The organism is Paraburkholderia lebeckiae (genome assembly GCF_050436325.1).
GTDB lineage: Bacteria > Pseudomonadota > Gammaproteobacteria > Burkholderiales > Burkholderiaceae > Paraburkholderia > Paraburkholderia tuberum.
On record NZ_JBNDLZ010000002.1, the window covers coordinates 2770667 to 2795121 of the forward strand.

Here is a 24455-nt window from a genome sequence, read left to right on the forward strand (position 1 = left end):
AACCGTGAACGAATTGACCGCGAATCTGAAGACCCGATGTGTGGGCCGCTACCTTGTCGATATGCCTGAAGGTATGTATGTTTCCGGCTACGCAAAAATGCACGGTGTCGATATTGAAACGAAAGCAATGTCGGGCGATGCGTATCAGCGGGAAATCGCAAAGCGCGAGGCAGAGTTAAAAGCGGCGAAGAGTGCGCTCGGCTATCAGTTCCTCTATCAGGATGGCGAAGCATGGGGAAAGGGGACAAGATATTTTATTCATCTAGGTAGCGCCTCCGACCCTAGTGACACGACTCGTGTGATCGAGGCTTATAAGTGGGATCGCGGCTATCGGATCAAGCTCAAAGTCACAGCGTGGAACTATGATCATTCTGTATTCAAAGAAGAGCCGTCGGTCAAGCAAATGGCGATTAAGAACAACGTCCGTGAAAGGACTGCTCTGGTGTTTGAGCTGCTTGAAAAAGTCCGTGGCCGTGCCGACGACGAGATGCCAACCGAACCCGGCCTATGTTTTTATGGGGGCTTCCTCCCGGCAAAGGCAGGCAGCGAAGAGGAGGTGAGCACGCTGTATACGCTCAAGGGTCAGGACGACATCAATTTTGCCTTCGAGACCACTCCAGACCTTCGTGACAGTATCACCCTGTTACAACATGCCGACAGCCCGGAAGCGCGAGCGGCACTCAAGGCGATGGACGCCAAGGTTATCCGCAAAGGGACCGTTGAACTGCCCGGTATGAAGGCTGAGGAGTGGCTATTCGAAGGCTTGAAACCTGGAGACGGGCGTGGTGACACATTTTCGCTTAGAGCGAACGAGATCACGAGCAGCCCTTCGTCGCCGTTTCTGTCAATGGATCTGACTACAGGGGGGCAGGTGCAGATCCAGAGCGGGTATGTCAAGCTCGACAAGGCGTCGCTGACAACAGGCGAAGCCGTTGCGCTCTGGGATGCCGTGTCACGTACCCTTCGGCCACGTCCAAACGGCTATTAACTTGGTCGCGAGCAGCGCTCTCGTCATCTCCACAAATTCAGCGTAGCCGCGACGGCGTGTACGAGTAATAGTCGGGCGCCTGGCTCAGGTTCAGGTTGATCACGCGCTTGCCGTCGCGCACCGTGATCAGCGCGACGCTATACGGATGGACGGTATCGCTCGGCTGGTTGTACCAGGTCAGCGTGTAGTGCGGGAACGCGTCGAGGTAAGACTGCATGTCGAAGTATTCACTCGTCGTGGAGCCGACGCATTGCTTTCGCCTCCATGCCGACTCCTTCGAAAGTGGTTAAACGATGGCCGAATTCGTGCGCTTTGTGCATTTCAGGTTAAACGTTTTCTTTGATCTGTCGAGGCCAGGGGCGATGCGAAAAATTACCAGGAATACCAGGTATCGGATACGCGTGCCGATCCGTCGTGGCCACCAATTCGCCCGCTCGCCGCCCATCGGATAAGATACGGCCCGCCATGCATTTTTTAGAACGGAAGGAGTGGTTTCAATGATCGAACCGAGCAACCTTTTCAAGGAAAATCTCGCCAGAATGCCGGCGATCGACGGCATCGCACGCATCGATCTGGTCAACGTCAGCGGCACCGTGGTCGCCAGCATCGAGAACAAACCGGGCAAGCAGGGCTCGCTCGCGGTGTACAACTACCTGCGCGGCGCGTTCGGCACGCTCGACGCGAAGGCGGCCGAACACGGCCTCGCGCTGTTTGCCGAGCATACGGCCGACGCGCGCAACCGTCCGGGCGCGCATCCGAACGTCGACCACTTGCTGGCGATTGCCGCTGGCGGCGAGGTATTGCGCATCGATGTTGTTCCGGCAGCTTGAGGCCGCTCAAAGTCTTTTCCGCGCCCGCAAGGTAGACGTTTTCCTGCCGGTGCCGCGAATTCCAACACCCCCCGGCGACGGGATCTGCGGCCCACCTGCGCTAATTGCTCGGTAAAAACCCTCGTTTTCCCGAAGCCCCGGATTGGCTTCAGATTCGGCTTCTGTTCAGTGAATTGAAACGCGGGCGGCGGCGCACACTGGGTTCGTCCCGCCGCGTATATCGCGCTTTTCCGTAAGGAGCCCCGGATGTCTTCCCGTCACAGCAAACCCCGCCGGTTCGACGCCGACCTGCCGGAACTCACCACCCCGAAACGGGATCAGCCGACACCGGGTCCGGACGCCCCCGCGATGCGCGAACTGCAACGCGGTTCCGAAGCCATCGTGCGTCTCGCCACGCAGGCACACGCGGCCGTCGCCCGAAGCGACGAAGCGGGCGCGCAAGCCGCGCGCCAATTGCTCGAAACGCAGTTGACGTTCACGACCGCCCTGATCGATGAGCTGCTGTTCGGTGCGCCCGAGCGGTCCACGCTGCATTGACAGCCTACGCGGCAGCATCACCGTACTAACCCGCAGTTCCGGAAACTGACATGAGCGCTTTGACCGTCATTCTTTGCATATGGGCCATGGTCGCGTTTTGCGCGGTCCTGTTCATCCGCGGCGCGAGTCCGCGCGTCGAGCGTGAGGCGGAGCGGCCGCGTGCTCGTCCGTCGCGCTATTCGATCGCAGAGTAACGCGCACGACCAACGACGCGGAACCAACGGGGTAACATGAGGAGCGCCGGCGCCACTGCCGGCCGGCACCGACGATGTTCCCCACGGAGGTTCCCGTATGGACACACATTCGATTCTCGGCATGCTGCATGCCGAAGAGGCTTTGCTGGTCTCCATCGTGCGGTCGCTGCCCGACGATATCAGGCGCAGGATCGCCAACGACTTTCACGAGCAGGCGCAACTCGCCGAAAGCTCGCATCTGAATCCCACCACGAACCGCGAAACGAGCGACGCGTTCAAGGCCCATGTCCGACGGCTGTCGAACATGCTTGCTTCGTTGTCGTAACCCGGTCGACGTCCGCGCGGCCGAGTCGAATATTCCGGCTTGTTCTCCCCGTCGGCGCAGCGCGATTGCGCCGTCATGCCCGTCGAGCCTCAGCGGCCAAAGTTCGAGCTCGTGCCCTCGCCGCATCGCAGGCTCAATTGGGGGCAGCTTAAGGCTGACTTAAGAAAGCAACCATAGGCTGCCCCGAGCCTCATGCAGCGTCTTACGCAGTGCCTGGAGACGCTGATTCAACGAAACCACCTCGCCGTGCGTGCCTTTCGCGCATGCGATGGTCGACAGTCGTTCCTACCATGCCTCTATCCGTAGCTCGTCTTCTGCCGGGGCGCACCAGCAAAATCATTGTCGTATGTGCAATGAGCTCGGCGTGCGCTGCCTATCTCGTCACTCATGAACGCGCCGCGCGCAATGGCGAACCCGACGTGTCGCTCCTGAGCAAGGACTCGACGCAGGCCGTTGCGCGCGTGCCGATACCGGCGTCGGCACCCGCACCGGTCGTGCCCGCTGCGCAAGCTCCCGCGTTCACCGTGAGGGAAGCGCCGGTCGAGCGTACATTCGCCGCGGCCGCGCAGAGCATCGGCGTCGATGCGGGCACCACAGCCATTCTGTCGCGCGCGTTTCGCGACGAGCTCGAGCTGTCGCGCGATCTGCAACCTGGCGACCGCGTGAGCGCCGTATTCGACACCGGTAGCGACAACAGCAAAGACGCATCGCGCGAACCGCTCGCGGTGCGCATCATGCGAGGCTCGACCGCGCACGACGTGTTCCTTCAGAAAAATCGTCACGGCCAACCGTTCTACTACTCGAAAGACGGCGTCAGCCCACGGCCTGCGTTCGAGCGCTATCCGCTCGACTTCACGCGCGTGTCGTCGGCTTTCTCGTTGCGCCGCTTCGATCCGGTGCTGCATCGTTGGCAAAGTCATGACGGTGTCGACCTTGCCGCGCCAGCCGGCACGCCCGTGCATGCCACCGCGCGCGGCGTAATCCGCTTTATCGGCCGTCAGGCCGGTTATGGCAACGTAATCGTCATTCAGAACCCTGCACCGTTTTCTACGACGTTCGCGCATCTGTCGCACTTCGCGAAAGGACTGCGCTCCGGCAGCCGCGTAAGGCGCGATCAGGTGATCGGCTATGTCGGAAAGACCGGTTGGGCGACCGGACCGCATCTGCATTTCGAGGTCCACGTGAACGATGTGCCGCAGGATCCGCTCAGGGTCGACCTGCCGCAGAAGAGGTCGCTTGCCTCCGATGAATTACGGCAGTTCGAGTCGCGCGTCGCGCAATTGACCCCGCTGCTGTAAGCCGCTTGCCGTCTCAACTTTGCGACACGCCGGTCCGCATGATTCAGGCGCGCTTTCGGCGCATGACGTGTCGGCATATTGACTGGTAAGGGTCCCAAAGCTTGGTTCGTCAATGCGCGTTCGGGTATTCCCGCGCGCGTCGAACGACGTGTGCGAGCCAGCACGAAGGCGTCGGGGCATCCCGCGGCGTCTCATTTCCGATGCATCGCGTGCGATCAGGCCCGCTTCGAAGCTCCCCGGCAGGCATTTCTCCATACGTAGCAAGCCTTCATCCCAGCATGGCATAGCCATTGCAATGACGAATGCACAAGAACTACATATGTTGCAGCCGGAATTTCACGCAGTGAACAAATGCCGACGGCAGCAAAAGTCTCGCGATTCGCGCTCGGGGAGCTTGGCGCAACTTGCGAGGTGCGGCGGGGCCAATAGCAAACGGATGTCGACAAACAACGACGACGCGAGCGGACGATACGGCTGCATCTAACGTCCGCTCGCGATCGTGACGGCGTGAAGCGATGACCCCGCCATTTTTTCCGTGCATGAGGGGCAAGCCATATTCGCGGCGGGCCCCCGCTAAAGGGCGCTTGCGCGCGGGCCGGCGGGCTGCGAAGATCATGCTAACGACCGCCGCATCAGGGAATTCCATGTTAGCGTCGAGCCCGTTTCCCGCATTGCTGCACCACGCGAATCTGTGGCTGCAAGCCTACGCGCTCGTGCTGGTCATGATGGGCGTCGGTGCGTTGCTCGAGCGTCGCTGGCCAGCCGCATTGCTGCAATCGCGCGCGGGGCAGCGTTTGAACATGGCGTATGCGGGCCTGTATCTGGCGTTGGCGGAAGCCACGAAACCGCTGACGGCGGCCGCGAGCGTCGCGATCGTCAATGCACTTGGCGGCGGGATGGTGGTGCTGGTGTCGCGCGGGTGGGGCGCGCTCGCTTCGTTCGTGATCGTGCTGCTGACGATCGATTTCCTCGAATACGCGTTTCATCGCTTGCAGCACACATGGCCCATCCTGTGGAAGCTGCATTCGCTGCACCATAGCGCGGTGGATTTCAACGTGACGATCACGTTGCGGCATCATTGGATAGAAGTGCTGCTCAAGGGCTGCCTGCTTTATCCGCTCGTCGGCGTACTGTTCAAGGTCGAGCCGTGGATCGTCGGTGCGACCTCGATCGTGTTCATGTTCGGCAACTATTTCGCGCATCTGAATCTGCGCGTGGACCTTGGCCGCTACGTCACGTGGGTCAACAATCCGCAGTATCACCGGCTGCATCACTCGATTCGCGCCGAGCATTTCAATCACAACTTCACGCAGCTATTGCCGATGTGGGATCACGTGTTCGGCACGCGTTGGGTGCCCGCGAAACACGAGTGGCCCGCCACCGGTCTCGACGATGGTACGCAGCCGAGCTCGCTGCTCGGCGCGTTCAGCTGGCCATTGGGTCAGCATACGGCACGCGATGCGTTACCCGTTCGCAAGCCGCTTGTCGTGCTCGACAAGAAAGTGAAATAACGCTGGCTACCCGGGTTGCGCGGCGCGCACCGCGTTGCCGCCCAGCAGCGACACGATCAGCGTGGCCATCACGAGCACGCCCAGCGCCGCGCGCAGGCCCAGCACGCCGGCACCGAAACCAATCAGCGGCGGCCCGACCAGAAAGCCCGCATAGCCGAACGTGGCCGCCATTGACACGCCGATCGCCGGCGTCGCGCTCGAGCGACCCGCCGCGCTGAAAATCACCGGAACGATATTCGCGAGACCGATGCCGACCATCGCGAAGCCGACGCACGCGGTCAGCACCGTCGGCAGGCTCAGCACGAGCGCGAGTCCGGCGAGCGCGATCAGACCGCCGAGCGCGACGACCTTGCTCGAACCGAAGCGCCGCACCGATGCATCACCGGCGATCCGGCAGGCGGCCATCGAAAACGCGAACGCGGAGTAGCCGATCGCGGCGACGCTCGCTTCCTGGTTCAACGTGGAGCGCAGGTACACCGCGCTCCAGTCGGCCACCGCGCCTTCGACGAGCATGCACATGAACGCGAGCAGCGCCAGTTTCATCACGCTGCTGTCGGGCCATGCGAAGCCGCTCGACGCGGCGGCCGCGCGCGGACCGATATCGCGCAACGCAAACGACGCGGCGAAAATGATCAGGGCCGCGATCAACAGATCGGGCGCGAACAGCCCGCCCACGACGCCGACGCCGCCTTTCTGCAACATCGCGCCGCTCGCCGCGCCAAGCAGGCCGCCCGCGCTCCACGCGGCATGAAACGACGACATGATCGGCGCGCGCCAGCGCGTTTCGATCGCGCTCGCATGTCCGTTCATCGACACGTCGAGCGCGCCGTTCGACGCGCCAAGCGCAAACAGCACCACGCACAACGTCAGCATGCCCGGCGCGAGCGCGGGCAACGGCAGCGCGATCGCGAATGCCGCGCCGAGCAGCGCGGTCGCGCGGCCGCTGCCGACGCGCGGCGCGAGCTGCCCCGCGAGCGGCATCGCAACGATGGCGCCGAGCGCGAAGCAGAACAGCGCGATGCCGAGCGAGGCGTCGCTGAGCGCCAGGCTTTCCTTGATGCGCGGCACCTCGACCGCCCATGCGCCGATGCCGAAACCGTTGGCGAGAAAGACGGCGAGCGTCGCGATGCGTTCCCTGACGAGTGAGTTCATGGGCGTGCCGCCATCACGTTATCGCAGACGGCCTGGAGGCTCGCGACACGCGCGTCCGGCACGTCCGCTTCGACGAACAGATAATCGACGGCCGAAACAGGCGCTACCGCGAACGGCGCCGCTGTCATGAGCTTTTCCGAGGTCAGTGCGATGGCGATCTGGCTACTCGCTTTGACCATCGCGCGTTTCAGTTCGGCGTCCTCTGCGTCGAATACGGCGACGCCTTCGTCGGGGTCGAAGGCGCAGGCGCCGAGAAAACAGAGGTCCGCGCGGATCTGCTGGATCTGCAGCAGCGCGGTCGCGCCGAGCGAGCCCGCCGCGCCGCCGGCGATGTGGCCGCCGATCAGGATCACGTCGATACCCGGGCGGTTCAGCAGCCGCGCGCAGGCCTCGGGCGAATTCGTGACGACGGTCAGGCCAGCGTTGTCGGGCAGCGCCGACGCGATCGCGACGTTCGTCGTGCCCGCGTCGAGCAGCACGATCTGCTTCGGACGAACGATCGATACGGCCGCCGCGGCAAGGCGTGCCTTGCGATCGACGGCCTCATGCATGCGCAGCGCCGCGGGTTTGTCGGCGGGCGACATCAGCAGCGCACCGCCGTACACGCGCTTGCAGTGCCCCTGATCCGCGAGATCGCGCAGATGACGGCGCACCGTGTGCTCGGAGATCTGCAGCTCGGCGGCCAGCTCGGCCGCGAGCACGCGACCATGCGTGCGCAATCGCTCCAGAATCAGTCCTTCGCGCTGCTCGGGCAGTAGCCCGTTGATCGCATCTTCCCGGGTTCGCTGCATGGGTCTCGTCTCCGTTTCGGCGTGAATCGATCATAATCGAGCAAAATATATCGCAAACGCTCGTGAGACACAATCGGTGCGCGCAGGCTCGTCTTGATCTCATGCCACGCCGTGCGGTTCGGGTCGTGAGTCACGGCCGAAAACCAGCCGGTCGAGCAGCCACACCGCGACGAGCGTTGCGCCCATCAGCGGGAAAACGACGCCGAGAAGCGCGAGGCCGGTTTTCCAGCCGCGCATCGGCGGCGCGGCGAGCTCGCGCGACGGCGCGCCGAGCGAGCGTTGCGGCCGACGTTTCCACCACGTCACGAAGCCGGTCACAGCGAGCGCGCCAAGGCCGAGCGAAATGGCCGCGCACAGTATCTGATTCGCGACGCCGAAGTAGCGACCCATATGCAGCGACGTGCCATACGACACGGCCTTCGCGATCGCGCCGTAATCGCTGTAGCGAATGTCCTTCAGGATCGCGCCGCTGTATTGGTCGACGTACAGCGTGCGTTCGTCTTTGGGATTCGCGGGGAACCAGGAAAGCGTGTAGACGCCGGCTGCGGAGTTCGGCAGCACGATGCGGTAGCCGTCCGCGATACCGAGCGACGCGGCGAGCGCGACGATATGCCCGAGCGACAGAGGCTGCGCCACGTCGGTGGGCGCGGAAGAGGGCACGCTCGCGTTGCCCGTGGCCCACGGCGTCAGCGGCAACGGCAGGTCGTCCATGACCATGCCGGGCATCGAGTCCATGTCGGCGTGCGTGGCATGCGCGACCGTGGCGCTCGCGTGGTCCGGGTGGTCCGAGGGCGTCCCCGGCACGATGGAGTGCAACGGCAAGCCGCCCCACGCGCCCGGCGGAGCGCCAAGCTTCGTCGCGGTCGCGAACGCCTTGAACTGCTTGCCCCAGGAGCCGGTCCACGGCAGCCCCGTCAATACGAACGCAAGTGCGCCAAGCGCGAGCCAGATGCCGATCACTGCGTGAAGACTTTTCCATAGCGGACGTCCTTTCAGCGCCAGGCGCGGCAGCAGCACCGCGCGCGCGGTCGTTTTGCCGCGCGGCCACCGTAGTGCGACGCCGGTGCCGATCATCACGAGCGTCCAGCATGCGGCCAGTTCCATCAGCAGTTCGCCGGGCTTGCCGAGCAGCAGCTTGCGATGAAGCATGCGATCCATCTGCATCAAGCGATGCTCGACGCTCAGCGTGCCCAGCACAGCGCCGCTGTACGGATTCAGATAGACGCTCTGCTGCGTGCCGTCCGCGAGACGAAATACGAATTCCGCGCTGCGTTGCGGATCGCGTGTGATCACGGCGGTCGTCGCGATCGAGCCGGGCGGCATCGCCGCGCGCGCTTTCGCGAGCAGCGCGTTGTCGGCCAGCCTCGGGACGGCTTGCGGTGCGACGACCAGTTGCTGTCGATAAAGCAGCGGCTCGATCTGCGGCTGGAAGCAATACAGCGTGCCGGTGATGGCGAGCACGAGTAGAAAAGGCATCACGAAGAGGCCCGCATAAAAATGCCAGCGCCACAGTGTTTTATAGCCTGGATGTGCGGGGCCGCTCGTTGCGGCAGCGGTTGTACCGTGCTGCGCCCGTACGGGCGCGGCGGTTTGAGTCGTGGACATGAAATCCTCGTCGGGCAAATGGGGCGATGGTTCGTGTGCGACAAGCGGTTTGCCGCGTCTTGCGTCAGGGCTAGATATGCAGCTTCGCTTCGACATAAAACGTGCGGCCCGGATACGGGTGGTAGACGAAGTAGCGCGCGTCGAACAGGTTGTCGACGCCGATGCCGAGTTCGCTGAACTTCGTCGGCTTGAACGTGAACTTCGCGTCGACGACCGTGTAGGTGCTGGTGCCGCCGAACACGTTGGGGTTCGTGTCGGTATTCGTCAGCGTGTTGTACTGACGACCCGAGTAACGCGCAGCGAGCGTCAGCGCCGCTCGCGCGTCGAAGTGATACGTCGCGGCAAGATTCGCGCGCCACAGCGGAATCCGGTAGAAGTACTTGCCGACCGAGGCCGGATTCCGTGCGTTCTCGAGGATCTTCGACTGCGTGTACGCGACGCTCGCGAGCAGATCGAGCCCGCGCACGAACACGTCCTCGCCCGAATAGCTTGCTTCGACGCCGCGCGAGCGAACCTTGCCGATGTTCTGGAAGTTCGTCACGTTCGGAATCACGGTGGTGTCGGTCTGACTGAAGATCGTGTTCTTCACGTCGTCCTGAAACAACGAGAAGCGGAACACGCCATTCCAATGCGCCCATTCGGCGCTCAGCTCTTTCGACAGATCGTCTTCGGGCTGCAAATATGGATTGTTGTTGACGATCGCGGAGCCGTTGATTTGCCCCTGGAACAGTTCGCTCGCGGTCGGAAAGCGATACGCGCGAGCGATCGACGCGCGCAAAGTCAGCTCGTCGCTGACATCGAACGATAACGACGCCTTCGGCGAAAGGTGACGCTGGCTGGTATCGCTGAACGCGATCGTCGTGCCGGGCAGCGACTGTGCGCCATCGTAGGCTTGCCAGTCTTCATAGCGCACGCCGTAGACGAACTTCCAGCGCGGCAGAAAGCGCCACGCGTCCTGCGCATAAAGAGCTTGCGTCTGCGTCTTGCCGGTGAACGCGTTGGCGAACGAGGTCGCGTCGCCGTCGCGCCAGTCCTGCGTGTTGTAGGTCTGGTTGTCGACGAAGTAGTTGTCGTAGTGGTATCCGACGCTCAGTGCGTGATTGGCCAGTCCTGGCTGGTTCGTCGCGGGCGTGTAGGTGCCGCGCAGGTCCAGCGTCTTCCAGCCGGTGCCGTCGTTGAACAGCACGGTGCCGGGGCCATTGCCCGGGCTGCCGGCATTCGCGGTGCGTGCGACGCCATTGCCGATGTCGTAATACGAGGCGATCGCCTCGCCGTTCCAGCCGGTCGCGTTGCGCGTTTTCAGCGACACGCCGTAGAGCAAGTTTTCGCTGTGCCCGACACCCGGCGCAAACGCGGCCACCGGAATTGTGTAGTGGTAACCGTTGATCGATACGTTGCCGCTGTACACAGGATTGCCGGCCGCGTCGCGCAGGAACGTCGATGTTTCGCTGTTGTACGTCTGGTGCCAGTAGCCGAGCGTGAAGCCGCCCTGCAACGTCGGCGTGAAGTCGTACTGCATCTTCAGCTTGAACTGGTCCTGCACCGTGTGCTCGATGCCTTCGCCGTTCACACCGAGCACGGCCGTCGGCGCATTGGTCTGGTTGTTGTAGAAATAGGCGCCGGTGACGGGCGTGTCGCCGGCCTTTGCGGGCGTGGTCGATTGCGCGAGCGTTGCGAATTGCAGCGGCTGACTCGTGTTCTCGAGATGATTGACGCCGAGCAGGTACGAGAACTTGCCGATGCTATCGCCGATCGACGCGCTCGCCTCGCTGCCGTTGAAGCTCTGGTTCACGCCGAACAGGCTGAAGTGCTGCGTGAATGCCTTCACGTCGGCGTTGGCCTCGAACTGCTTTGGCATGCGCGTGCTGATCAGCACGGTCGCGCCGAGCGAATTGCCCGGATACAGCGCGGAAAACGGCCCGTAGATTACGTCGACCTGCTGGATTTCGTCGGGATACACCATCGACCAGCGCGGCGGAAACGAATAGCTATTGCCGAGCAGGTTGCTCAGCAGCAAGCCGTCCGCATAGACGAGGCCGCGCGCGCTCTGCGTATTGCTGGTGCCGCGCACCGCGATGATCGAATTCAGATCGCCGGTAAAGCGCTTGCGTACCGCCAGGTTCGGCATGTAACTGAGCACGTCCTCGGTGTTGACGACGTTCCAGTTCGCGAACTGATCTCGCGTGACGGTTTCGACGGAGGCGGGCAGGTTCGGGTCGACGGCGCGCGGTGCGGCGCTCGCGCTTGCGCTCGCATTGACGCTGACGGCGGGCAGCGTCGCGTCGGTGTTTGCGTCGGCGGCATGCGTGGGTGTTGCGACGAAAGCCGGCACGAAGGCAGGCATGAGCGTGGGCCAAAGAACGGAACGACGAACCGCGCGATGAGCGGAAAAGACAGCGTCACGACGGATGCAATAAGAGAGCCTTCGCAGCGCGAAGTTGAACATGAGCGTTTCCTCGATGCATTGAACAGGCGATCGCAGGCCTCGTCGATGTGAGCGACGAAAGCGCGATCAGAACCGGTAGCGATCAGGAAACGGCAGGTGGGGCGCGCGGACGTCCCGACGGGAAGGCGCCAAGCGGGGTGAAGCGGGTGGACAGCGTGGGCGGCGCGGTGCCGGCCAGCGGCAGCGCGGCCGGCGGCTCGACGGCGGCGAGCGTCGGCATCGCGACGTGATGTTCGAGCAGATGACAGTAGCCGCAGGCGCCGAATGCATCGTCGTGGCTCAGATGCACGGGCGCGGGGCTGGTTTGAGCGACGACGCTCGCATCGCTCACATTGCTTGCACCAGCCGGATGAAGCGCCGAACATAGCGCGGCAATCGGCTCGTGGGCGCGGCCCGATTCGAGCAACTGACTCACGAGCGGCGCGAACACGACGAGCCACATGGCGACGAGGCCAAGCCATGCGGTCAGGTGGTTGCGCGAGTGTCGAGTCATGATCGTCGAAGAAAAGACGGGCGCGATTCTAGCATCACCGCGCGATCCTTTCATTCGCAATGACGGGCATAACGGCGGATTAGACGGTGAAAAAGCGCTTATTTCGGCGCGCTGAGGCCGAGGCGAATCACTTATGCTGTGAAATCGCGCGAGGTGCGCGTATCGAATCAACAGCGCAACAGCGGCGCAACGGCGGCGCACCCGCTGCACGGCCACGCTGCTGAAACATCGCCACGACACATGACACTCACGCAGACGCCTGCTTCTTCGATCGCCGACATCAACCAGCGAGCCGTGGCGCTATGTTCGGCCGGGCAGTTCGCCGACGCGTTGCCCCTCGTCGCGCCGCTGCTCGAAGATTCCGCCTTGCCGAACGATCAGCGGGCCGAAGCGTTCAATATCGCCGCTGCGTGTTCGTTCGCGCTGGGTCGGTGGGCGGACGCGGAGAATCGTTGGCGCCAGTGCCTGTATCTGAAGCCCGATTACGCGGACGTCTACGCGAGTCTCGGCTCGCTATTCCGATCGCTCGGCCGCCTGTCGGCCGCGAAGTCGACGTATCGGCAACTGGTGTCGCTGCGCCCGCTCGACGCGAACGCGCATTCTCAACTCGGCAACGTGCTTTACGGGCTCGGCTACCGCGCCGAAGCGGAGGCGGCATATCGGCAGGCGGTGACGCTTCAGCCCGACCACGCCGAAGCGCATTACAACCACGGCATCGTGCTGCGCGACCTGCGACGCCCGCAGGAAGCAGAAGTGGCTTATCGTCATGCGCTGCGCGGCTTGCGTGCCCATGCCGAATTGCACAACAACCTCGGCAGCGTGCTGATGGAGCTCGGGCGTCTCACGGAAGCGGACGCCGCGTATCGCGAAGCGCTGACGCTGAAGCCGCAATATCCGGAGGCGCTCAATAATTTCGCCGGTGTGCTGAAGGCGACCCAGCGTCTCGCGGAAGCGGAGCTGGCTTGCCGGCTCGCGATCGCTATCCGGCCCGACTACGCGGAAGCGCATCTCAATCTTGGCGCGGTGCTCGTCGATCTCGATCGGGTCAGCGAGGCCGAGGCGGCGTACCGCGAAGCGCTCGCGCATCGGGCGGACTATGCGGAGGCGCATTACAACCTTGGCGTGGCGCTGTTCAGGCAGGAACGTTATGAGGAAGCCGAGCAGGCTTACCGAGACGCGATTCGCTGCCAGCCCGGGCTTGCTCATGCGCACAACAATCTGGGTTGCGTGCTGCGCGTGCTAGAGCGATTTCCGGAAGCGCTCGATGCGTTCCGGCAAGCGCTCGCGGTGTCGCCACAACTCGCCGAGGCGCACTCGAACATTGCCAACGCGCTGACGCAACTCGGGCGCTTTGCCGAGGCTGAAGGCGCGTATCGGCAGGCGATTGCATTGAAACCCGACTATGGCGAGGCGCGTTTCAGCCTCGCCGTGTTGCTGCTCGGCTTCGGCCGCTTCGACGAAGGCTGGCCCCTCTACGAATGCCGCTATGAGCAGCCCCATTTCATTCATCGAAAGTCGCGGGCGATGCTCAGTTGTCCGCAATGGTTCGGCGAGCCGCTCGGGGGCAGGTCCGTGCTGCTGTGGCAGGAAGACGGCCTCGGCGACATGCTGCAATTCAGCCGCTACGTTCCGCTGCTGAAGGCGCTGGGGGCCGCGCATATCGCGTTTGCGTGTGCGCCGGCGTTGCATCGGCTGATCGGCGAGGTGGATGGTGTCGATGCGGTGCTCGACCACCACGGAGCGCTCGCGCGCGTTGCGACCTACGATTGCTGGACCAGTCTGCTTAGCGTGCCGTTGTATCTGCGCACGACGCTGGATACGATTCCGCGTCCCGCGCGACTGAGCGCGGATCCCGCGCTCATCGAACAATGGCGCCCCGCGCTCGACGCACTGCCGCCCGGCCACCGGGTCGGTCTGGTCTGGAAGGGCAACGCGAAGCATCATAACGACGCGAATCGCTCGATGCCGTCGCTCGCCACGCTCGCGCCGCTGTGGAGCGTGCCAGGCCTGAGCTTCGTGAGCTTGCAGAAGGGGCAGGGCGAGGACGAAGCGCGCAATGCGCCGGTCACCCAGCCGCTGCTCGATCTCGGCGCGCGCGTGACGGACTTCGCGGACAGCGCGGCGATCGTCGCGCAACTCGATCTGGTGATCTGCGTCGATACATCGATCGCGCATCTGGCGGCGTCGCTCGGCAAGCCGTGCTGGGTCATGCTGCCCGAACGAGACGTCGATTGGCGCTGGATGCACGAGCGCGACGATTCGCCGTGGTATCCGCACACGCTGCGCCTGTTCCGGCGCGCGCCGGGTGAGGACTGGGCGAGCTCGGTCGAGCGCATGCGGCAGGCGTGCGTCGAGCGATTCGGCGGCGCGCTATGACGCCTCTGTGAGCTGGCGCGCGTTTTTCGACGGCCTGCCGGACCCAGCCAGGAATAGTTGAACACTAATCAATGGAAGTGCTCAGTTCGTGCCGATACTGACGGTGCGGGTCACATCGACGACCGACAGCCGGATCGCGTCGATCAATGCGCGCGCGGCCGGTGACGGCGTGCCCGCCGCGCGCATCGTCAGGCCGATCTCGCGCCGCGTGTTGTGCAGCGGTACATCGAGCACCACCAGTTGCCCGGACCGAATCTCGTGATGCAGCTGCTGCGCCGACAAGGCCGCCGCCATGTCGGTACCGAGCAGCAGGCCGCGAATCACCGCGAGGTCGGCGGTCTCGACGGTCGGCAGAGGCGGCTTCACCTTCATCCGCTTGAATTGCGTTTCGAACAGCGCACGCGCCGGCGCGTTGCTGCGCGGCAGAATCCACTGCGCGTCGCGCAGACCCATGATGGTCAGATCGTGCGCGTGAGTCAGCGGATGACCGCGGCGCACCAGCACCACCATGTCTTCCGACATCAGCCGCTCGTTTTTCAGGCCGCTCGTCGCGTCGTTGTCGCGCAGCGCGCCGAGAATGAAATCGATGTCGCCCGCGCGCAGACCGGCCACGAGCGTCTCGTACGCGCTTTCGTCGGTGACCACGCGCACGCCCGGATTCTCCGAGGTCATTCGCGCGATCGCCTTCGGCAGGATCAGCGTGCGCCCGAGCGGCAACGCGCCGACTGTCACCGAGCCCTGAATCTTGCCGTGCAATGCGGCGATATCGTCGGGGACGTGGCGCAGTTCGTTCAGCGCGCGGCGTACGTGAAGCAGGAACGTTTCGCCCTCGGCCGTCAGCAGAATGCCGCGCGGGCTGCGGTGAAACAGACTCAGTCCCGAGCCGCTTTCGAGTACCCGGATCGCGGTACTTACCGCGGGCTGGCTGATGCCGAAGGTTTTTGCCGCGCTCGGCATATGCCGATGCCGCGCGAGCGCCGCGAATAGTTGCAACCGCCGCGTGTTGAGCAGATACGCGGGCAATGCGCCTTCCGCGACGGGCCGGCGGCGCGTCTGTCGCGCGGCGCACCATTGCGCGAGTTCTTCGAGTTCAGCGAAGATCCGCTCGCAGCGATGCAGCACCGCGCGGCCGACCGGAGTGGGCAGCATGCCCGAAGGACCGCGATCGAACAGCGGTTCGCCGAGCGCCGACTCGAGCTCCTGCACGGAGCGCGTGACCGCCGACTGCGCGCGAAACAACGCGGCCGCCGCGCGCGTCGCGCTGCCCATCTCGGCGACGAGCCGGAATGCGCGCAGTTGCGCGAGATTGAGCAGGTCCTTGCCGCTGACCGACAGCGGCGCTTTGGCGGTCGCCTGGCTGGTTGCGGCGGAAAGCGTGTCGTTGCTCATGCCGCGCCCGCGATCAGATGCAACGACGGCAGCGACAGATTCAGACTTTCCTTCGAGATATGCGTGTGCTCCTTCATCAACGCATCGACGCGCGCGCCTTCGCCTTTTTTCAGCGCGTCGACGATCGCATGATGCTGGCGATGCGCGTACATCAGCATCATCAATTGACGCTCGCGCGCGGATTCGTCGAACGCGATCGTGAACGGCGACACGAACGGCACCTTGTCGTTCAGACTGAGCGCGGCCGTGACCGCGTGGTTCTGCGCCGCTTCTACCATCAGCGCGTGAAAGCGGCCGTTCATCTGCGCGTAGCGCACGTCGTCGCCTGGCTGCAGATGCTTTTGCTCGAAGATCGCGTCGCCTTCACGCAGGCAGTCGTCGAGCGCGGCGGCGAGCGCGAGGCTCACGCCGTTTTCGGCGACCGAGCGCGCGGCGAGTCCCTCGAGCACGCCGCGCACGTCGATCGCGTCGAGCACGTCGCGCACGCTGAAGCGGCGCACGACGTAACCGCGCGAGCCCGAACGATCGAGCAGGCCTTCCGACGACAGCACGCTCAACGCATAACGCAGCGGCGTGCGCGACACGCCGAGCCATTGCGCAAGCTGCGCTTCGACGAGCCGCTGCCCGGGCGACAGTTCGCCCGACAGGATCTTCTCGCGTAAGGTCTGCACGATCGCTTGCTGGGTGGTCTCGTTCATCGTTTCGTCGCTCGTCGGAAGCAGCGCAGTATAGCCACGCGTGCAGCACCGCTCCAAGCCTTGGAAATGTGCGTTGCGAGTTGTTTTCCGGGTCATCTGTTTTATTTATCGCGTGCCGAGATGCCAAGGCGTCGCGGAAGGCTTGCCGCAGGGGCTTGGGATACCGAGGAAGCCCTGCGCGGCGTGGCTCGGGCCGCGCTTCATCCGCGCTGCGGGCGATCAAATACCGGGCTTTTACTCATCAACCCGGCGCTGTCTGAGGTATACCCGTACTTCCCGTATCGCGGCACTATTTTTATCTTTGTATCCCAAGACGGTCGTGGTGACTAGCGCGGTAAACCTGGCGACCTATCCGATTGGCAGCAGCACGAAGTGACGGAAGAGAACGAATATGGCAAGAATCATTGGCGGTATCGGCACGTCCCATGTACCCACGATCGGGTTGGCGTACGACAAGGGCAAGCAGAACGAACCGGCATGGGCGCCGATGTTCAAGGGTTATGAACCGGTGGCGCAGTGGCTGGCCGAGCAGAAGCCCGACGTGATGGTGATGTTCTACAACGACCACGCGAACAGCTTCTTCTTCGACTGCTATCCCACGTTCGCGCTCGGCGTGTCGCCCAACCACGAATTCGCCGATGAAGGCGCCGGCAAGCGTCCGCTGCCCGACATCGCCGGGCATCCGGATCTCGCGATCCATATCGTCGAGCAACTGGTCGCCGACGAATTCGATCTGACCGTATTCCAGGACCGCCCGCTCGATCACGGCGTCAATTCGCCGCTGTCGCTGATGCTGCCGCATCAGGGCGGCTGGCCCCTGTCGCTGGTGCCGCTCGAAGTCAACGTGCTGCAGTATCCGCTGCCCACCGCGAATCGCTGCTACCGGCTCGGCCAGGCACTGCGTCGCGCGATCGAATCGTTCGAGCAGGATCTGAAGGTCGTGGTGGTCGGCACGGGCGGGCTGTCGCACCAGGTGCATGGCGAACGCAGCGGCTTCAACAATACCGAATGGGACATGGAGTTCCTCGACCTGATCGTCAACGATCCGGAGCGTCTTGCCGCGATGAAGCACGTCGATTACGTGCGCCTCGGCGGCGCGGAAAGCGTCGAGACGATCATGTGGCTCGCGATGCGCGGCGCGCTGGGTCAGAAGGTCCGCGAGCTGCATCGCAACTACTACCTGGCGACCAGCACCGCGATGGCCGTGACGATCTACGAAGAAGAGGTGGCGTAATGAATCCGCAACTGGTTGGCGTCGAAGAACTGACCGGCACGTATCCGTTCGATATCCGCCAGAGCATGAAGGCGATGCGCCTGAACCGCTTTTTCTGGCAGATGCGCGAAGCGTCGGCGCGCGCACTGTGGCTCGAAAACCGCACCGCCTCATACGATGCGGCCGGCCTGACGCCGGAAGAACGCACGTTGGTCGACAACACCGACTGGATCGGTCTGATCCGTTATGGGGTGTCTTTCTTCGTGCTCGAGAAGTTCGCGCGTGTGGTGAAGATCACCAATCTCGGCATGTACGCGAGCATGCGCGGCGAAACGCTCGAAGAGTTTCTGAAGACTCGTCAGGTACCCGACGCCGTTTAAAGACCGCGCATCGAGGCGCGCATCAAGGCAATGGTGTCCGCTGGGCAATCCGATTTGAAGTTCCGATGTGTAGTCCAAGCCATTCGGCTTACTTCGACCCGGCCGTGATTATCGGCGGGTTCATGTCGCATATCTTCTTTATTGTGCCGTTGGCGTTGACCGTCAAGCGGTTGATGGAGAATCAGCGGTATTGATGAGATTGTTCGGAAAAGAAAGCCGGGTTCGATTGAGGCCGTTTTTTTTCATCTGGATGTTGCGTTGCAGCGATCGCGACTGCCATTTCGCCCTTGCTGAAGTTGCGAGCCGCAACTATATTGATTGCGCAACGCAACTGATATGCGAGCCCCATCATGGACCTGATCGACGCCCCCGCCAAGCCCCGCGACACGACGATTCTCGAACTCCGCGAGTTTTCCCGCCGGCTGGTCCGCGAACTTGGTTTCATGCGCACGACCATCGCCGACAGCGATCTGGCGCCATCGGCCGTGCATGCGGTGATCGAGATCGGCATGTCGCCGGGCATCAGCGCCAAAGATCTGGCGACCATCCTGCGGCTCGACAAATCGAATACGAGCCGGCAGATCGCGAAGCTCGAAGCGAGCGGACTGGTCGAGCGCACGGTCTCTGTCGACGATGCCCGTTCCTCCGAGCTGTACCTGACGGCCGAAGGTCAGAGGTTGCGCAAAAAGATCGACCGGTTCGCGACCGATCGCGTGTCCGGCGCGCTGCGGCGCATGGTTCCCGCCGACCAGCAGGCGCTGGTCCGTTCTCTCGCGCTGTACGTGGACGCCCTCGCGCAGGGTGACGTCAGCAAGCTTGCCGCGACGGAAGCGGGGTCCGCGGGAATCGTGGAAGGCTACCAACCCGGCTGCATCGGCGATATCGCGAGTCTGCACGGGCGCTATTACGCGCAACACTGGGGTTTCGGCGCCTTCTTCGAAAAGAAGGTCGCGACGGGGCTGGCGGAGTTCGCGGGCGCATTGCCGGCCGAAGGTAAAGGGCTTTGGCTATACGTCGAAAACGGCCGCACGCTCGCGTCTGTCGTGATCGACGGGGATAACGACACGGGTGTCGCTCATTTGCGCTGGTTCATCGTCGACGATTCGTTGCGCGGCTCCGGGATTGGACGGCAATTGCTGTCACATGCCATGCGTTTCGTCGACGCGCGGTTCGACGAAACCTATCTATGGACGTTCAAGGGGCTCGACGCGGCGCGTCATCTGTACGAGTCATTCGGCTTTCGGCTAAGTGAAGAATCGGAAGGCACGCAATGGGGAACACGCGTGGTCGAGCAGCGTTTCAACCGGCTTTCCGCAAGGAAACGCGATAAGACTACTGCCTGATCGACGCGGCAGCGAACTCGACGCCGTCGGTCAGTGCGCGACGACCGACGCCGCGATCCGGTCGGCCAATTCGCCGAGAACGCGGCTCAACGCGGCCGCCTGCGCGAGCGCATCGTGTCCATTGATTGCGGAGTCGAGCGTCACCTGCTGCCGCAGCGGCGCCTGATCCGAGTGCCCGGCCAGCAGCGTCCACTCCGCTTGCAGCGTCAGCGTGCCGCTCGGGTCGGCCGTGGCATTCAGCACGGTGACGACCAGCGTGCGCGTGCCGGGCGGCGCGGGTGCATCCGGAACGACGAACGATCCGGCGGGCAGCCGCGTGAGCAAGTCCTGGGCAAGCGTTTTGCGCATCATCTGAGCGAGCGGTGCGCCCCACCGGGCGCTATCGTCGATCGTCAGCCGGTTCTGCGAAGCCAGCGTGACGACTTCGAGCCGATCGAGCACCGCGGGAATATGCACGGCGGTCAGTTGAATCGGTGGCATCGGCGCCGTGGCGGGCGGCGCGTCGGCGGGCATCGGGTTCAACGTCACATAGCGTGTCGGTATGCTGTGTCCGCATCCGGCGAGCGTCATCGCCGCGACGGTTACGACGAACGCCGCCGTCCTGACGCTCGTCGCGAGCGATGCCGCGATGGCGCGTCCGACGGGGAACGTCGACCTCGTCATCATTGAGCCTCCTGCTGTCTGCCATGGATCAGCGCCTCCGGATGGCGGTCGAGATAGTCGGCCAGTGCCCGAATCGAGCGTGCGGTGTCGGTCAGCTCCTGCATGGCGGCAGGCAGGTCGTTCTGGCTCGACGCATCGCCGCCTAGCGTCCGGTTCGCCGCGGCAACGGTGCGATCGGCCGCGTTCGCGGTGTCGCGCAATTGCGCGACCAGCGGACCGATCTGTGGCGAGACCTGCTGCAACGTGTGATCGATCTGCGCGACCGAGTGGTCGATGTGCGTCAGGCTGTCCTTGATCTGAGGCGAGGAACTGAGCGCGTTGATATGCGCGGCGATACTGCGGACCTGTTCGCCGGTTTGCCGGATCGGAAGATCGTCGATTTTCTGGATCACCTCGTTGGCCTTGGCCATCGTCGTGTCGAGATTCGCGGCGGCAACACTCGGAATGACGGGCAGGCCGTCCTCGCTGGCGAGCGTCGCCGCCGGCGCGCCTTGCACGAAGTCGAGGTTGATTTTGTCCGCGCCGACGACCGGCGGATCTTGCGACAATCGCGCGCGCAAGCCCGTGGCGACGAGGCGGGTGAGCATGCCGTCGACGAGCGGGCGCCAGTCCCCGTTGGCCGGTGGCGGCGCGCCGACGATGCCAAGCTGCGACGGGTTCAGCGCGATCTGCACCGGGGTGCTCAGCGCGCCCGTGCGTGCGTCGTAGTTCAGGCGCACGCTGGTGACGGTGCCCACGTCGAAACCGCGCAATTGCACATCGGCACCACTCTTCAGGTCGCCGACGGCGCCCTCGAAGCGCACCAGATAGGTGACGACCGGGCCGTGCCCCGGCGCGAGCGCGGGGCGGCGATCGACACCCTCGAAATGCGATGCCGGTTCGCCGGGCCCGGGTTCCATCACGATCTCGGGGCCGGACAGCACTCCCTTGATCGACGCTGGATCGTTGAGATCCACGTGTGCGCCGCGCAGAAAAAACCTGGTCTCGCTGCGCAGATATTTTTTTTCGGCGCGATCTATCTTGAGCTCCGCTTGTACGTGTCGGCCATCGGGCGCGAGCGTAATCTCCGATACGGCGCCGACCTTGACGCCGCGCAGCGTGACGATCGTGTCGTCGGACTTCATGCCGTACGCGTTGTCGAAGGTTACCGTGACCGTCTCGCCCTGATGCATCAACGCGCGAACGCCGAGCCATCCGGCCATCGCGAAGGCTGCGACCGGCACCGCCCAGATCCAGCCGGGCCACGCGCTGCGCCGCACCTGGGCTTGCGAACGACGGGGACGCGTGCCGCTCATCGCTTGCTCCGCGGGTGGACGTCCCACATCAGGCGCGGGTCGAATGCGCGCGAAGCGGCCATCGTCAGCAGCACGACCAGCGCGAACGCGGTGGCGCCGATGGCCGGTCTGGCCGCGGCGATGCCGTCGAAGTGGATCAGCGGCACGAACGCGGCGATCGTGAACACGTCGACGAACGACCATCGGCCGAGTTCGTCGATCAGGCGGTACAGATGCGCCTTGACCCGCAGATGCCGGCGCGACCGGCGCCGAACGGAGACGACGAACCATGCCATGCCGAGAATCTTCGCCACCGGAATGACGATGCTCGTACAGATGATCAGAATGCCGAGCGGCCACAGGCCCGCATGGAACAGCTGGTAGACGCCGTCGATGATCCGGTGCGACTGGGTTCGCCCGAGTTGCATCGAAGTGGTCATCGGAAAGAAGTTGGCCGGGATCGTCAGAACGAGCGCGGCGAGCGACAGCGCGGCCGCGCGCACGACGGCGTCGGTTTTGCGAGCCCGCAGCGTCAGTGCGCAACGAGGGCAGGGGCGCCCCTCCTGCGACATCGGCACGACCAGATCGCAAACCGTGCAGGACAGCGGCGCTTCATGTTCCGGCAACTCGTTTTCCGCAGCGATCGCGCGCCACACCGTTCTCCGGTCGAGCGACGCGCGCGTGAGCATCGACAGCAGCGCCGCGGCGATGAAGCAGTAGCCGCCGGGGGCAATCGTGCCGGTCAGATTCTGCGTCACGCGCGCGTAACCGACGAAGCAGCCGACCAGATAGACATCGGGCATGGCCCAGATATCGAGCGAGGTGGTCCAGCGAAACAGCGCACCGATTCCTCTGGTACGCCGGCCGAGCCGCAGCGCGACGAGGACGATCACGAGGCCGCCAAAGCGGATGAATGGCAGCACGATACCGAAGGTGCCGAGCAGCACCGCGAGAATGAACCAGCCATCGTTCCACATCTCCACGATGCCCGACGACAGCAGTGATGAGCGCTCGACGCCGAGCATATGGACATACATCAGGGGCGCGAGGTTGGCCGGAAACAGCAATACGAAGGTCGCGCTCGCGCAGGCGAGCGCCGCGGTCTGGCTTCGGCCGCTACGCCGCTCGAGCGGAAAGTGACAGGCGCGGCAACGCGCGTAGGTATGTGCGGTGAGCGGCGGGATGTCTTCGAGCGCGCCGCATTCGGGGCAGCCGATCGTCATGCGACGTTCTCCATCGGCTGTCCGTTTTCAGGCGGGCAGTGCGTTGCGAATGAGGTTTCGCCGATCATCACTCGACCCCTGGCGCCGTTTGGCGCGTGCATGTACGGCAGACGCGCTGGCGCGCGCCAGCTCTTGTCCTCCACTAGCATGGCGCGTTCCCGGCCGGCCTCGGCGCGCCGGGCCGCACGGACGAACGGCGGCCGCGGTGTGGCGATGCGGCGTCAGTCGGGTGAGCGGGATGGTTCGACGAGGCGAGCATCCGCTGTGCCGGCGGAGCGCGCGACCGCGCGGTTCAGCCGCGTGTTCATCCACCCGCTGACGGAGCGGCGCCGGCAATGATCAGCAACCTCGAAGACAGGGCGTCGGGGTGGCCCGGCTTGAACCAGTTCATCTCGGGAATGCGTGAGTCGGTCAGGTAGATCGTGCCGTCCGGCCCTTCCGCGAACGTATCCGGCCATCGCAGGCCGGGCTCGTGCAGCAACGTCGTCAATGTCGCGCCGTCCCATACCTTCACCGCGTGTTCTTCGACCGCGGTAATCAGCAGGCGTCCCGTCCGGTCGATATGCAGGCCGTCGGCGGGGCGATGCTCGAGCACTTTCTCGACGCGGTTGCCGACTTCATCGATCGCGAGCGCGGTATCGCGAAGTGCTTCGGTGGGCACGCGGTAAAGCGTTTTGCCCTTCACGGCCTGCCAGTACAGATAAAGACCATCGCGAGTGAGCGCGATGCCGTCGGCCGAAAATTCGACGCCGCGTCCATCGGGACGCCGCAATGGTGCGCCGCCTGCATGGACCGTGACGCCCGGATCCGTTTGCGTCGACGGATGCCCGTCGAGCACGCGGCGCGCTTGACAGGTGTCGAGATCGACCACCACGATCGCGCCGCGTGTTCCAGAGTCCGTGATGTAGGCGAAACGGCCGTCGGGACTGATGCGCACGTCGTTCAGATAGCTGCCCTGAGGCGCGATTTCGAGCGTGAACGCAATGCAGCCGACGACGCTATCCGTCGCAAGATCGATGCGGACCAGTTTAGGGGCACCCGGCACGACGAACGCCTGGGCCGGCGCGCCGGGGTCGAGTACCCACAGGTTGTTTTGCGAATCGCACAGCATCGCCTGCACGCAGACCCAGCGATCCTGCGGGTTCAACTCCTCACGCCTGGCATTGCGCCAGCCGTTCCATCGATCGTCGGGATAAGGACGGACGTCGCCATCGGGCGTGAGTACGCCGACCGAGATCGGCGCGTCTTCTGTCCAGCGCGGGAAGTTGACGAAGATGCGTCCGTCCGCGGCGACGGCGACGCCGGTCACCTGGTGCCGGAACGATGCAATCTCGCGCAGATGCGGCAGCGAGCCGTCGTCACCGGCGCTCGATGCAGGCGCGGCGGTCAGTGGAACCCGATCCGCGGCGGTTGGCGTGGCGGTGTCTTTCATGGGCTGCCTCCGGGACAGGACGGAAATGTCCATATTCAGCAAAGCGAATGCCGCGTGCAAAGATAAAGTGAATCGTAATCCGCGAATCTTTCGGAAGGTATTCAACGTGAATTGCGGACCCTCCTTTATGCGAATTGTTTGACTTTCGCGCGAGCAGAGAACGGTAGTGCGCGCAATAGGGAAAGCCGAGTTGTCGCGTAGCGCTTGATACGACATGGCGCGCTGAAAGGCCGCGTCGCGACGACGTCATTCAGGGCGAAAAGAATCGCTCCGCGGCGGCGTGCGGAACCGCCG

The 24455-nt window shown here is 63.9% G+C and carries 23 protein-coding genes and 1 pseudogene; 11 read left to right on the forward strand and 13 right to left on the reverse strand.

Translation table 11 applies throughout. The features are described from left to right. Positions 1–4 precede the first annotated feature (4 nt). A complete protein-coding gene (locus OKW44_RS15965; RefSeq protein ID WP_162634072.1) occupies positions 5–988 on the forward strand; it encodes a T6SS immunity protein Tli4 family protein in 984 nt (327 codons plus the stop codon). Between the two features lie 37 nt (positions 989–1025). On the opposite strand, the gene OKW44_RS15970 is transcribed toward OKW44_RS15965, so the two are convergent. Beyond that, on the reverse strand, positions 1026–1205 hold the full coding sequence (locus tag OKW44_RS15970) for a hypothetical protein (protein ID WP_018423385.1): 180 nt from the start codon (positions 1203–1205) through the stop codon (positions 1026–1028). 280 nt (positions 1206–1485) lie between these two features. Between OKW44_RS15970 and OKW44_RS15975 the strand changes: the two genes are divergently transcribed. The 6 genes and pseudogenes from OKW44_RS15975 to OKW44_RS16000 all read left to right on the forward strand — a co-directional run. After that, positions 1486–1818: a DUF2322 family protein gene (locus OKW44_RS15975; RefSeq protein ID WP_018423384.1), complete on the forward strand. Its 333-nt coding sequence runs from the start codon at positions 1486–1488 to the stop codon at positions 1816–1818. A gap of 246 nt (positions 1819–2064) precedes the next feature. Then, the gene (locus OKW44_RS15980; protein WP_018423383.1) at positions 2065–2355 is read left to right on the forward strand and encodes a hypothetical protein; all 291 of its coding nucleotides are present in this window, start codon (positions 2065–2067) and stop codon (positions 2353–2355) included. 50 nt (positions 2356–2405) lie between these two features. Beyond that, entirely contained in the window at positions 2406–2549 is a 144-nt protein-coding gene (locus OKW44_RS15985; protein ID WP_184025491.1) for a hypothetical protein, read from the forward strand. A 97-nt stretch (positions 2550–2646) separates the two neighbouring features. After that, entirely contained in the window at positions 2647–2874 is a 228-nt protein-coding gene (locus OKW44_RS15990) for a hypothetical protein (RefSeq protein ID WP_018423381.1), read from the forward strand. A gap of 353 nt (positions 2875–3227) precedes the next feature. Further along, positions 3228–4172 carry a M23 family metallopeptidase gene (locus OKW44_RS15995; RefSeq protein WP_018423380.1) on the forward strand — a complete coding sequence of 315 codons (945 nt, stop codon included), beginning with the start codon at positions 3228–3230 and terminating at the stop codon, positions 4170–4172. A gap of 896 nt (positions 4173–5068) precedes the next feature. Continuing rightward, positions 5069–5506: pseudogene (locus OKW44_RS16000) on the forward strand (sterol desaturase family protein); the annotation flags it as partial. 183 nt (positions 5507–5689) lie between these two features. On the opposite strand, the gene OKW44_RS16005 reads toward OKW44_RS16000, so the two are convergent. The 5 genes from OKW44_RS16005 to OKW44_RS16025 all read right to left on the reverse strand — a co-directional run bounded on the left by OKW44_RS16005 (position 5690) and on the right by OKW44_RS16025 (position 12170). Next, a complete protein-coding gene (locus OKW44_RS16005) occupies positions 5690–6835 on the reverse strand; it encodes an MFS transporter (RefSeq protein ID WP_018423378.1) in 1146 nt (381 codons plus the stop codon). After that, positions 6832–7626, reverse strand: a complete 795-nt coding sequence (locus OKW44_RS16010; RefSeq protein ID WP_018423377.1) for a DeoR/GlpR family DNA-binding transcription regulator — start codon at positions 7624–7626, stop codon at positions 6832–6834. The genes OKW44_RS16005 and OKW44_RS16010 overlap by 4 nt, the downstream gene beginning before the upstream one ends. A gap of 99 nt (positions 7627–7725) precedes the next feature. Then, complete coding sequence (locus OKW44_RS16015; RefSeq protein ID WP_026226328.1) at positions 7726–9231, reverse strand: PepSY-associated TM helix domain-containing protein; 1506 nt, start codon at positions 9229–9231, stop codon at positions 7726–7728. A gap of 70 nt (positions 9232–9301) precedes the next feature. Then, positions 9302–11575: a TonB-dependent receptor gene (locus OKW44_RS16020; protein ID WP_018423375.1), complete on the reverse strand. Its 2274-nt coding sequence runs from the start codon at positions 11573–11575 to the stop codon at positions 9302–9304. Positions 11576–11759: 184 nt separating this feature from the next. Beyond that, on the reverse strand, positions 11760–12170 hold the full coding sequence (locus OKW44_RS16025) for a DUF2946 domain-containing protein (protein WP_018423374.1): 411 nt from the start codon (positions 12168–12170) through the stop codon (positions 11760–11762). 240 nt (positions 12171–12410) lie between these two features. Between OKW44_RS16025 and OKW44_RS16030 the strand changes: the two genes are divergently transcribed. Continuing rightward, positions 12411–14546: a tetratricopeptide repeat protein gene (locus OKW44_RS16030; RefSeq protein ID WP_026226326.1), complete on the forward strand. Its 2136-nt coding sequence runs from the start codon at positions 12411–12413 to the stop codon at positions 14544–14546. A gap of 81 nt (positions 14547–14627) precedes the next feature. Here OKW44_RS16030 and OKW44_RS16035 read toward each other — a convergent pair whose 3' ends face one another. Continuing rightward, the gene (locus OKW44_RS16035) at positions 14628–15935 is read right to left on the reverse strand and encodes a LysR family transcriptional regulator (protein WP_018423371.1); all 1308 of its coding nucleotides are present in this window, start codon (positions 15933–15935) and stop codon (positions 14628–14630) included. Further along, positions 15932–16633 carry a GntR family transcriptional regulator gene (locus tag OKW44_RS16040; RefSeq protein ID WP_026226325.1) on the reverse strand — a complete coding sequence of 234 codons (702 nt, stop codon included), beginning with the start codon at positions 16631–16633 and terminating at the stop codon, positions 15932–15934. The genes OKW44_RS16035 and OKW44_RS16040 overlap by 4 nt, the downstream gene beginning before the upstream one ends. Positions 16634–17024: 391 nt before the next feature. On the opposite strand from OKW44_RS16040, the gene OKW44_RS16045 reads away from it, so the two are divergent. Further along, positions 17025–17867, forward strand: coding sequence for a gallate dioxygenase (locus OKW44_RS16045; RefSeq protein ID WP_018423369.1), 843 nt, complete (start codon positions 17025–17027; stop codon positions 17865–17867). Continuing rightward, on the forward strand, positions 17867–18226 hold the full coding sequence (locus OKW44_RS16050; RefSeq protein WP_018423368.1) for a protocatechuate 3,4-dioxygenase subunit alpha: 360 nt from the start codon (positions 17867–17869) through the stop codon (positions 18224–18226). The genes OKW44_RS16045 and OKW44_RS16050 overlap by 1 nt, the downstream gene beginning before the upstream one ends. A gap of 181 nt (positions 18227–18407) precedes the next feature. Here the strand turns inward: OKW44_RS16050 and OKW44_RS16055 are convergent, their stop codons facing one another. Continuing rightward, the gene (locus OKW44_RS16055; RefSeq protein WP_204357171.1) at positions 18408–18578 is read right to left on the reverse strand and encodes a hypothetical protein; all 171 of its coding nucleotides are present in this window, start codon (positions 18576–18578) and stop codon (positions 18408–18410) included. Between OKW44_RS16055 and OKW44_RS16060 the strand changes: the two genes are divergently transcribed. Next, entirely contained in the window at positions 18577–19569 is a 993-nt protein-coding gene (locus OKW44_RS16060) for a bifunctional helix-turn-helix transcriptional regulator/GNAT family N-acetyltransferase (RefSeq protein ID WP_018423366.1), read from the forward strand. The two genes, OKW44_RS16055 and OKW44_RS16060, sit on opposite strands and share 2 nt — an antisense overlap. A 30-nt stretch (positions 19570–19599) precedes the next feature. On the opposite strand, the gene OKW44_RS16065 is transcribed toward OKW44_RS16060, so the two are convergent. The 4 genes from OKW44_RS16065 to OKW44_RS16080 form a co-directional block, all read right to left on the reverse strand. Further along, positions 19600–20235, reverse strand: a complete 636-nt coding sequence (locus OKW44_RS16065; RefSeq protein ID WP_018423365.1) for a PqiC family protein — start codon at positions 20233–20235, stop codon at positions 19600–19602. Next, positions 20232–21527 carry an MlaD family protein gene (locus OKW44_RS16070; RefSeq protein ID WP_018423364.1) on the reverse strand — a complete coding sequence of 432 codons (1296 nt, stop codon included), beginning with the start codon at positions 21525–21527 and terminating at the stop codon, positions 20232–20234. Before OKW44_RS16070 ends, OKW44_RS16065 begins: the two co-directional genes overlap by 4 nt. Continuing rightward, the gene (locus tag OKW44_RS16075; protein WP_018423363.1) at positions 21524–22729 is read right to left on the reverse strand and encodes a paraquat-inducible protein A; all 1206 of its coding nucleotides are present in this window, start codon (positions 22727–22729) and stop codon (positions 21524–21526) included. Before OKW44_RS16075 ends, OKW44_RS16070 begins: the two co-directional genes overlap by 4 nt. 304 nt (positions 22730–23033) lie before the next feature. Then, complete coding sequence (locus OKW44_RS16080; RefSeq protein WP_018423362.1) at positions 23034–24161, reverse strand: L-dopachrome tautomerase-related protein; 1128 nt, start codon at positions 24159–24161, stop codon at positions 23034–23036. Between the last annotated feature and the right edge of the window lie 294 nt (positions 24162–24455).

Coding starts and splice junctions, on each gene's coding strand:
- OKW44_RS15970 (WP_018423385.1), bottom strand. CDS start 1,205: ATGCAGTCTTACCTCGACGCGTTCCCGCACTACACGCTGACCTGGTAC.
- OKW44_RS15975 (WP_018423384.1), top strand. CDS start 1,486: ATGATCGAACCGAGCAACCTTTTCAAGGAAAATCTCGCCAGAATGCCG.
- OKW44_RS15980 (WP_018423383.1), top strand. CDS start 2,065: ATGTCTTCCCGTCACAGCAAACCCCGCCGGTTCGACGCCGACCTGCCG.
- OKW44_RS15985 (WP_184025491.1), top strand. CDS start 2,406: ATGAGCGCTTTGACCGTCATTCTTTGCATATGGGCCATGGTCGCGTTT.
- OKW44_RS15990 (WP_018423381.1), top strand. CDS start 2,647: ATGGACACACATTCGATTCTCGGCATGCTGCATGCCGAAGAGGCTTTG.
- OKW44_RS15995 (WP_018423380.1), top strand. CDS start 3,228: ATGAGCTCGGCGTGCGCTGCCTATCTCGTCACTCATGAACGCGCCGCG.
- OKW44_RS16005 (WP_018423378.1), bottom strand. CDS start 6,835: ATGAACTCACTCGTCAGGGAACGCATCGCGACGCTCGCCGTCTTTCTC.
- OKW44_RS16010 (WP_018423377.1), bottom strand. CDS start 7,626: ATGCAGCGAACCCGGGAAGATGCGATCAACGGGCTACTGCCCGAGCAG.
- OKW44_RS16015 (WP_026226328.1), bottom strand. CDS start 9,231: ATGTCCACGACTCAAACCGCCGCGCCCGTACGGGCGCAGCACGGTACA.
- OKW44_RS16020 (WP_018423375.1), bottom strand. CDS start 11,575: ATGCCTGCCTTCGTGCCGGCTTTCGTCGCAACACCCACGCATGCCGCC.
- OKW44_RS16025 (WP_018423374.1), bottom strand. CDS start 12,170: ATGACTCGACACTCGCGCAACCACCTGACCGCATGGCTTGGCCTCGTC.
- OKW44_RS16030 (WP_026226326.1), top strand. CDS start 12,411: ATGACACTCACGCAGACGCCTGCTTCTTCGATCGCCGACATCAACCAG.
- OKW44_RS16035 (WP_018423371.1), bottom strand. CDS start 15,935: ATGAGCAACGACACGCTTTCCGCCGCAACCAGCCAGGCGACCGCCAAA.
- OKW44_RS16040 (WP_026226325.1), bottom strand. CDS start 16,633: ATGAACGAGACCACCCAGCAAGCGATCGTGCAGACCTTACGCGAGAAG.
- OKW44_RS16045 (WP_018423369.1), top strand. CDS start 17,025: ATGGCAAGAATCATTGGCGGTATCGGCACGTCCCATGTACCCACGATC.
- OKW44_RS16050 (WP_018423368.1), top strand. CDS start 17,867: ATGAATCCGCAACTGGTTGGCGTCGAAGAACTGACCGGCACGTATCCG.
- OKW44_RS16060 (WP_018423366.1), top strand. CDS start 18,577: ATGGACCTGATCGACGCCCCCGCCAAGCCCCGCGACACGACGATTCTC.
- OKW44_RS16055 (WP_204357171.1), bottom strand. CDS start 18,578: ATGATGGGGCTCGCATATCAGTTGCGTTGCGCAATCAATATAGTTGCG.
- OKW44_RS16065 (WP_018423365.1), bottom strand. CDS start 20,235: ATGATGACGAGGTCGACGTTCCCCGTCGGACGCGCCATCGCGGCATCG.
- OKW44_RS16070 (WP_018423364.1), bottom strand. CDS start 21,527: ATGAGCGGCACGCGTCCCCGTCGTTCGCAAGCCCAGGTGCGGCGCAGC.
- OKW44_RS16075 (WP_018423363.1), bottom strand. CDS start 22,729: ATGACGATCGGCTGCCCCGAATGCGGCGCGCTCGAAGACATCCCGCCG.
- OKW44_RS16080 (WP_018423362.1), bottom strand. CDS start 24,161: ATGAAAGACACCGCCACGCCAACCGCCGCGGATCGGGTTCCACTGACC.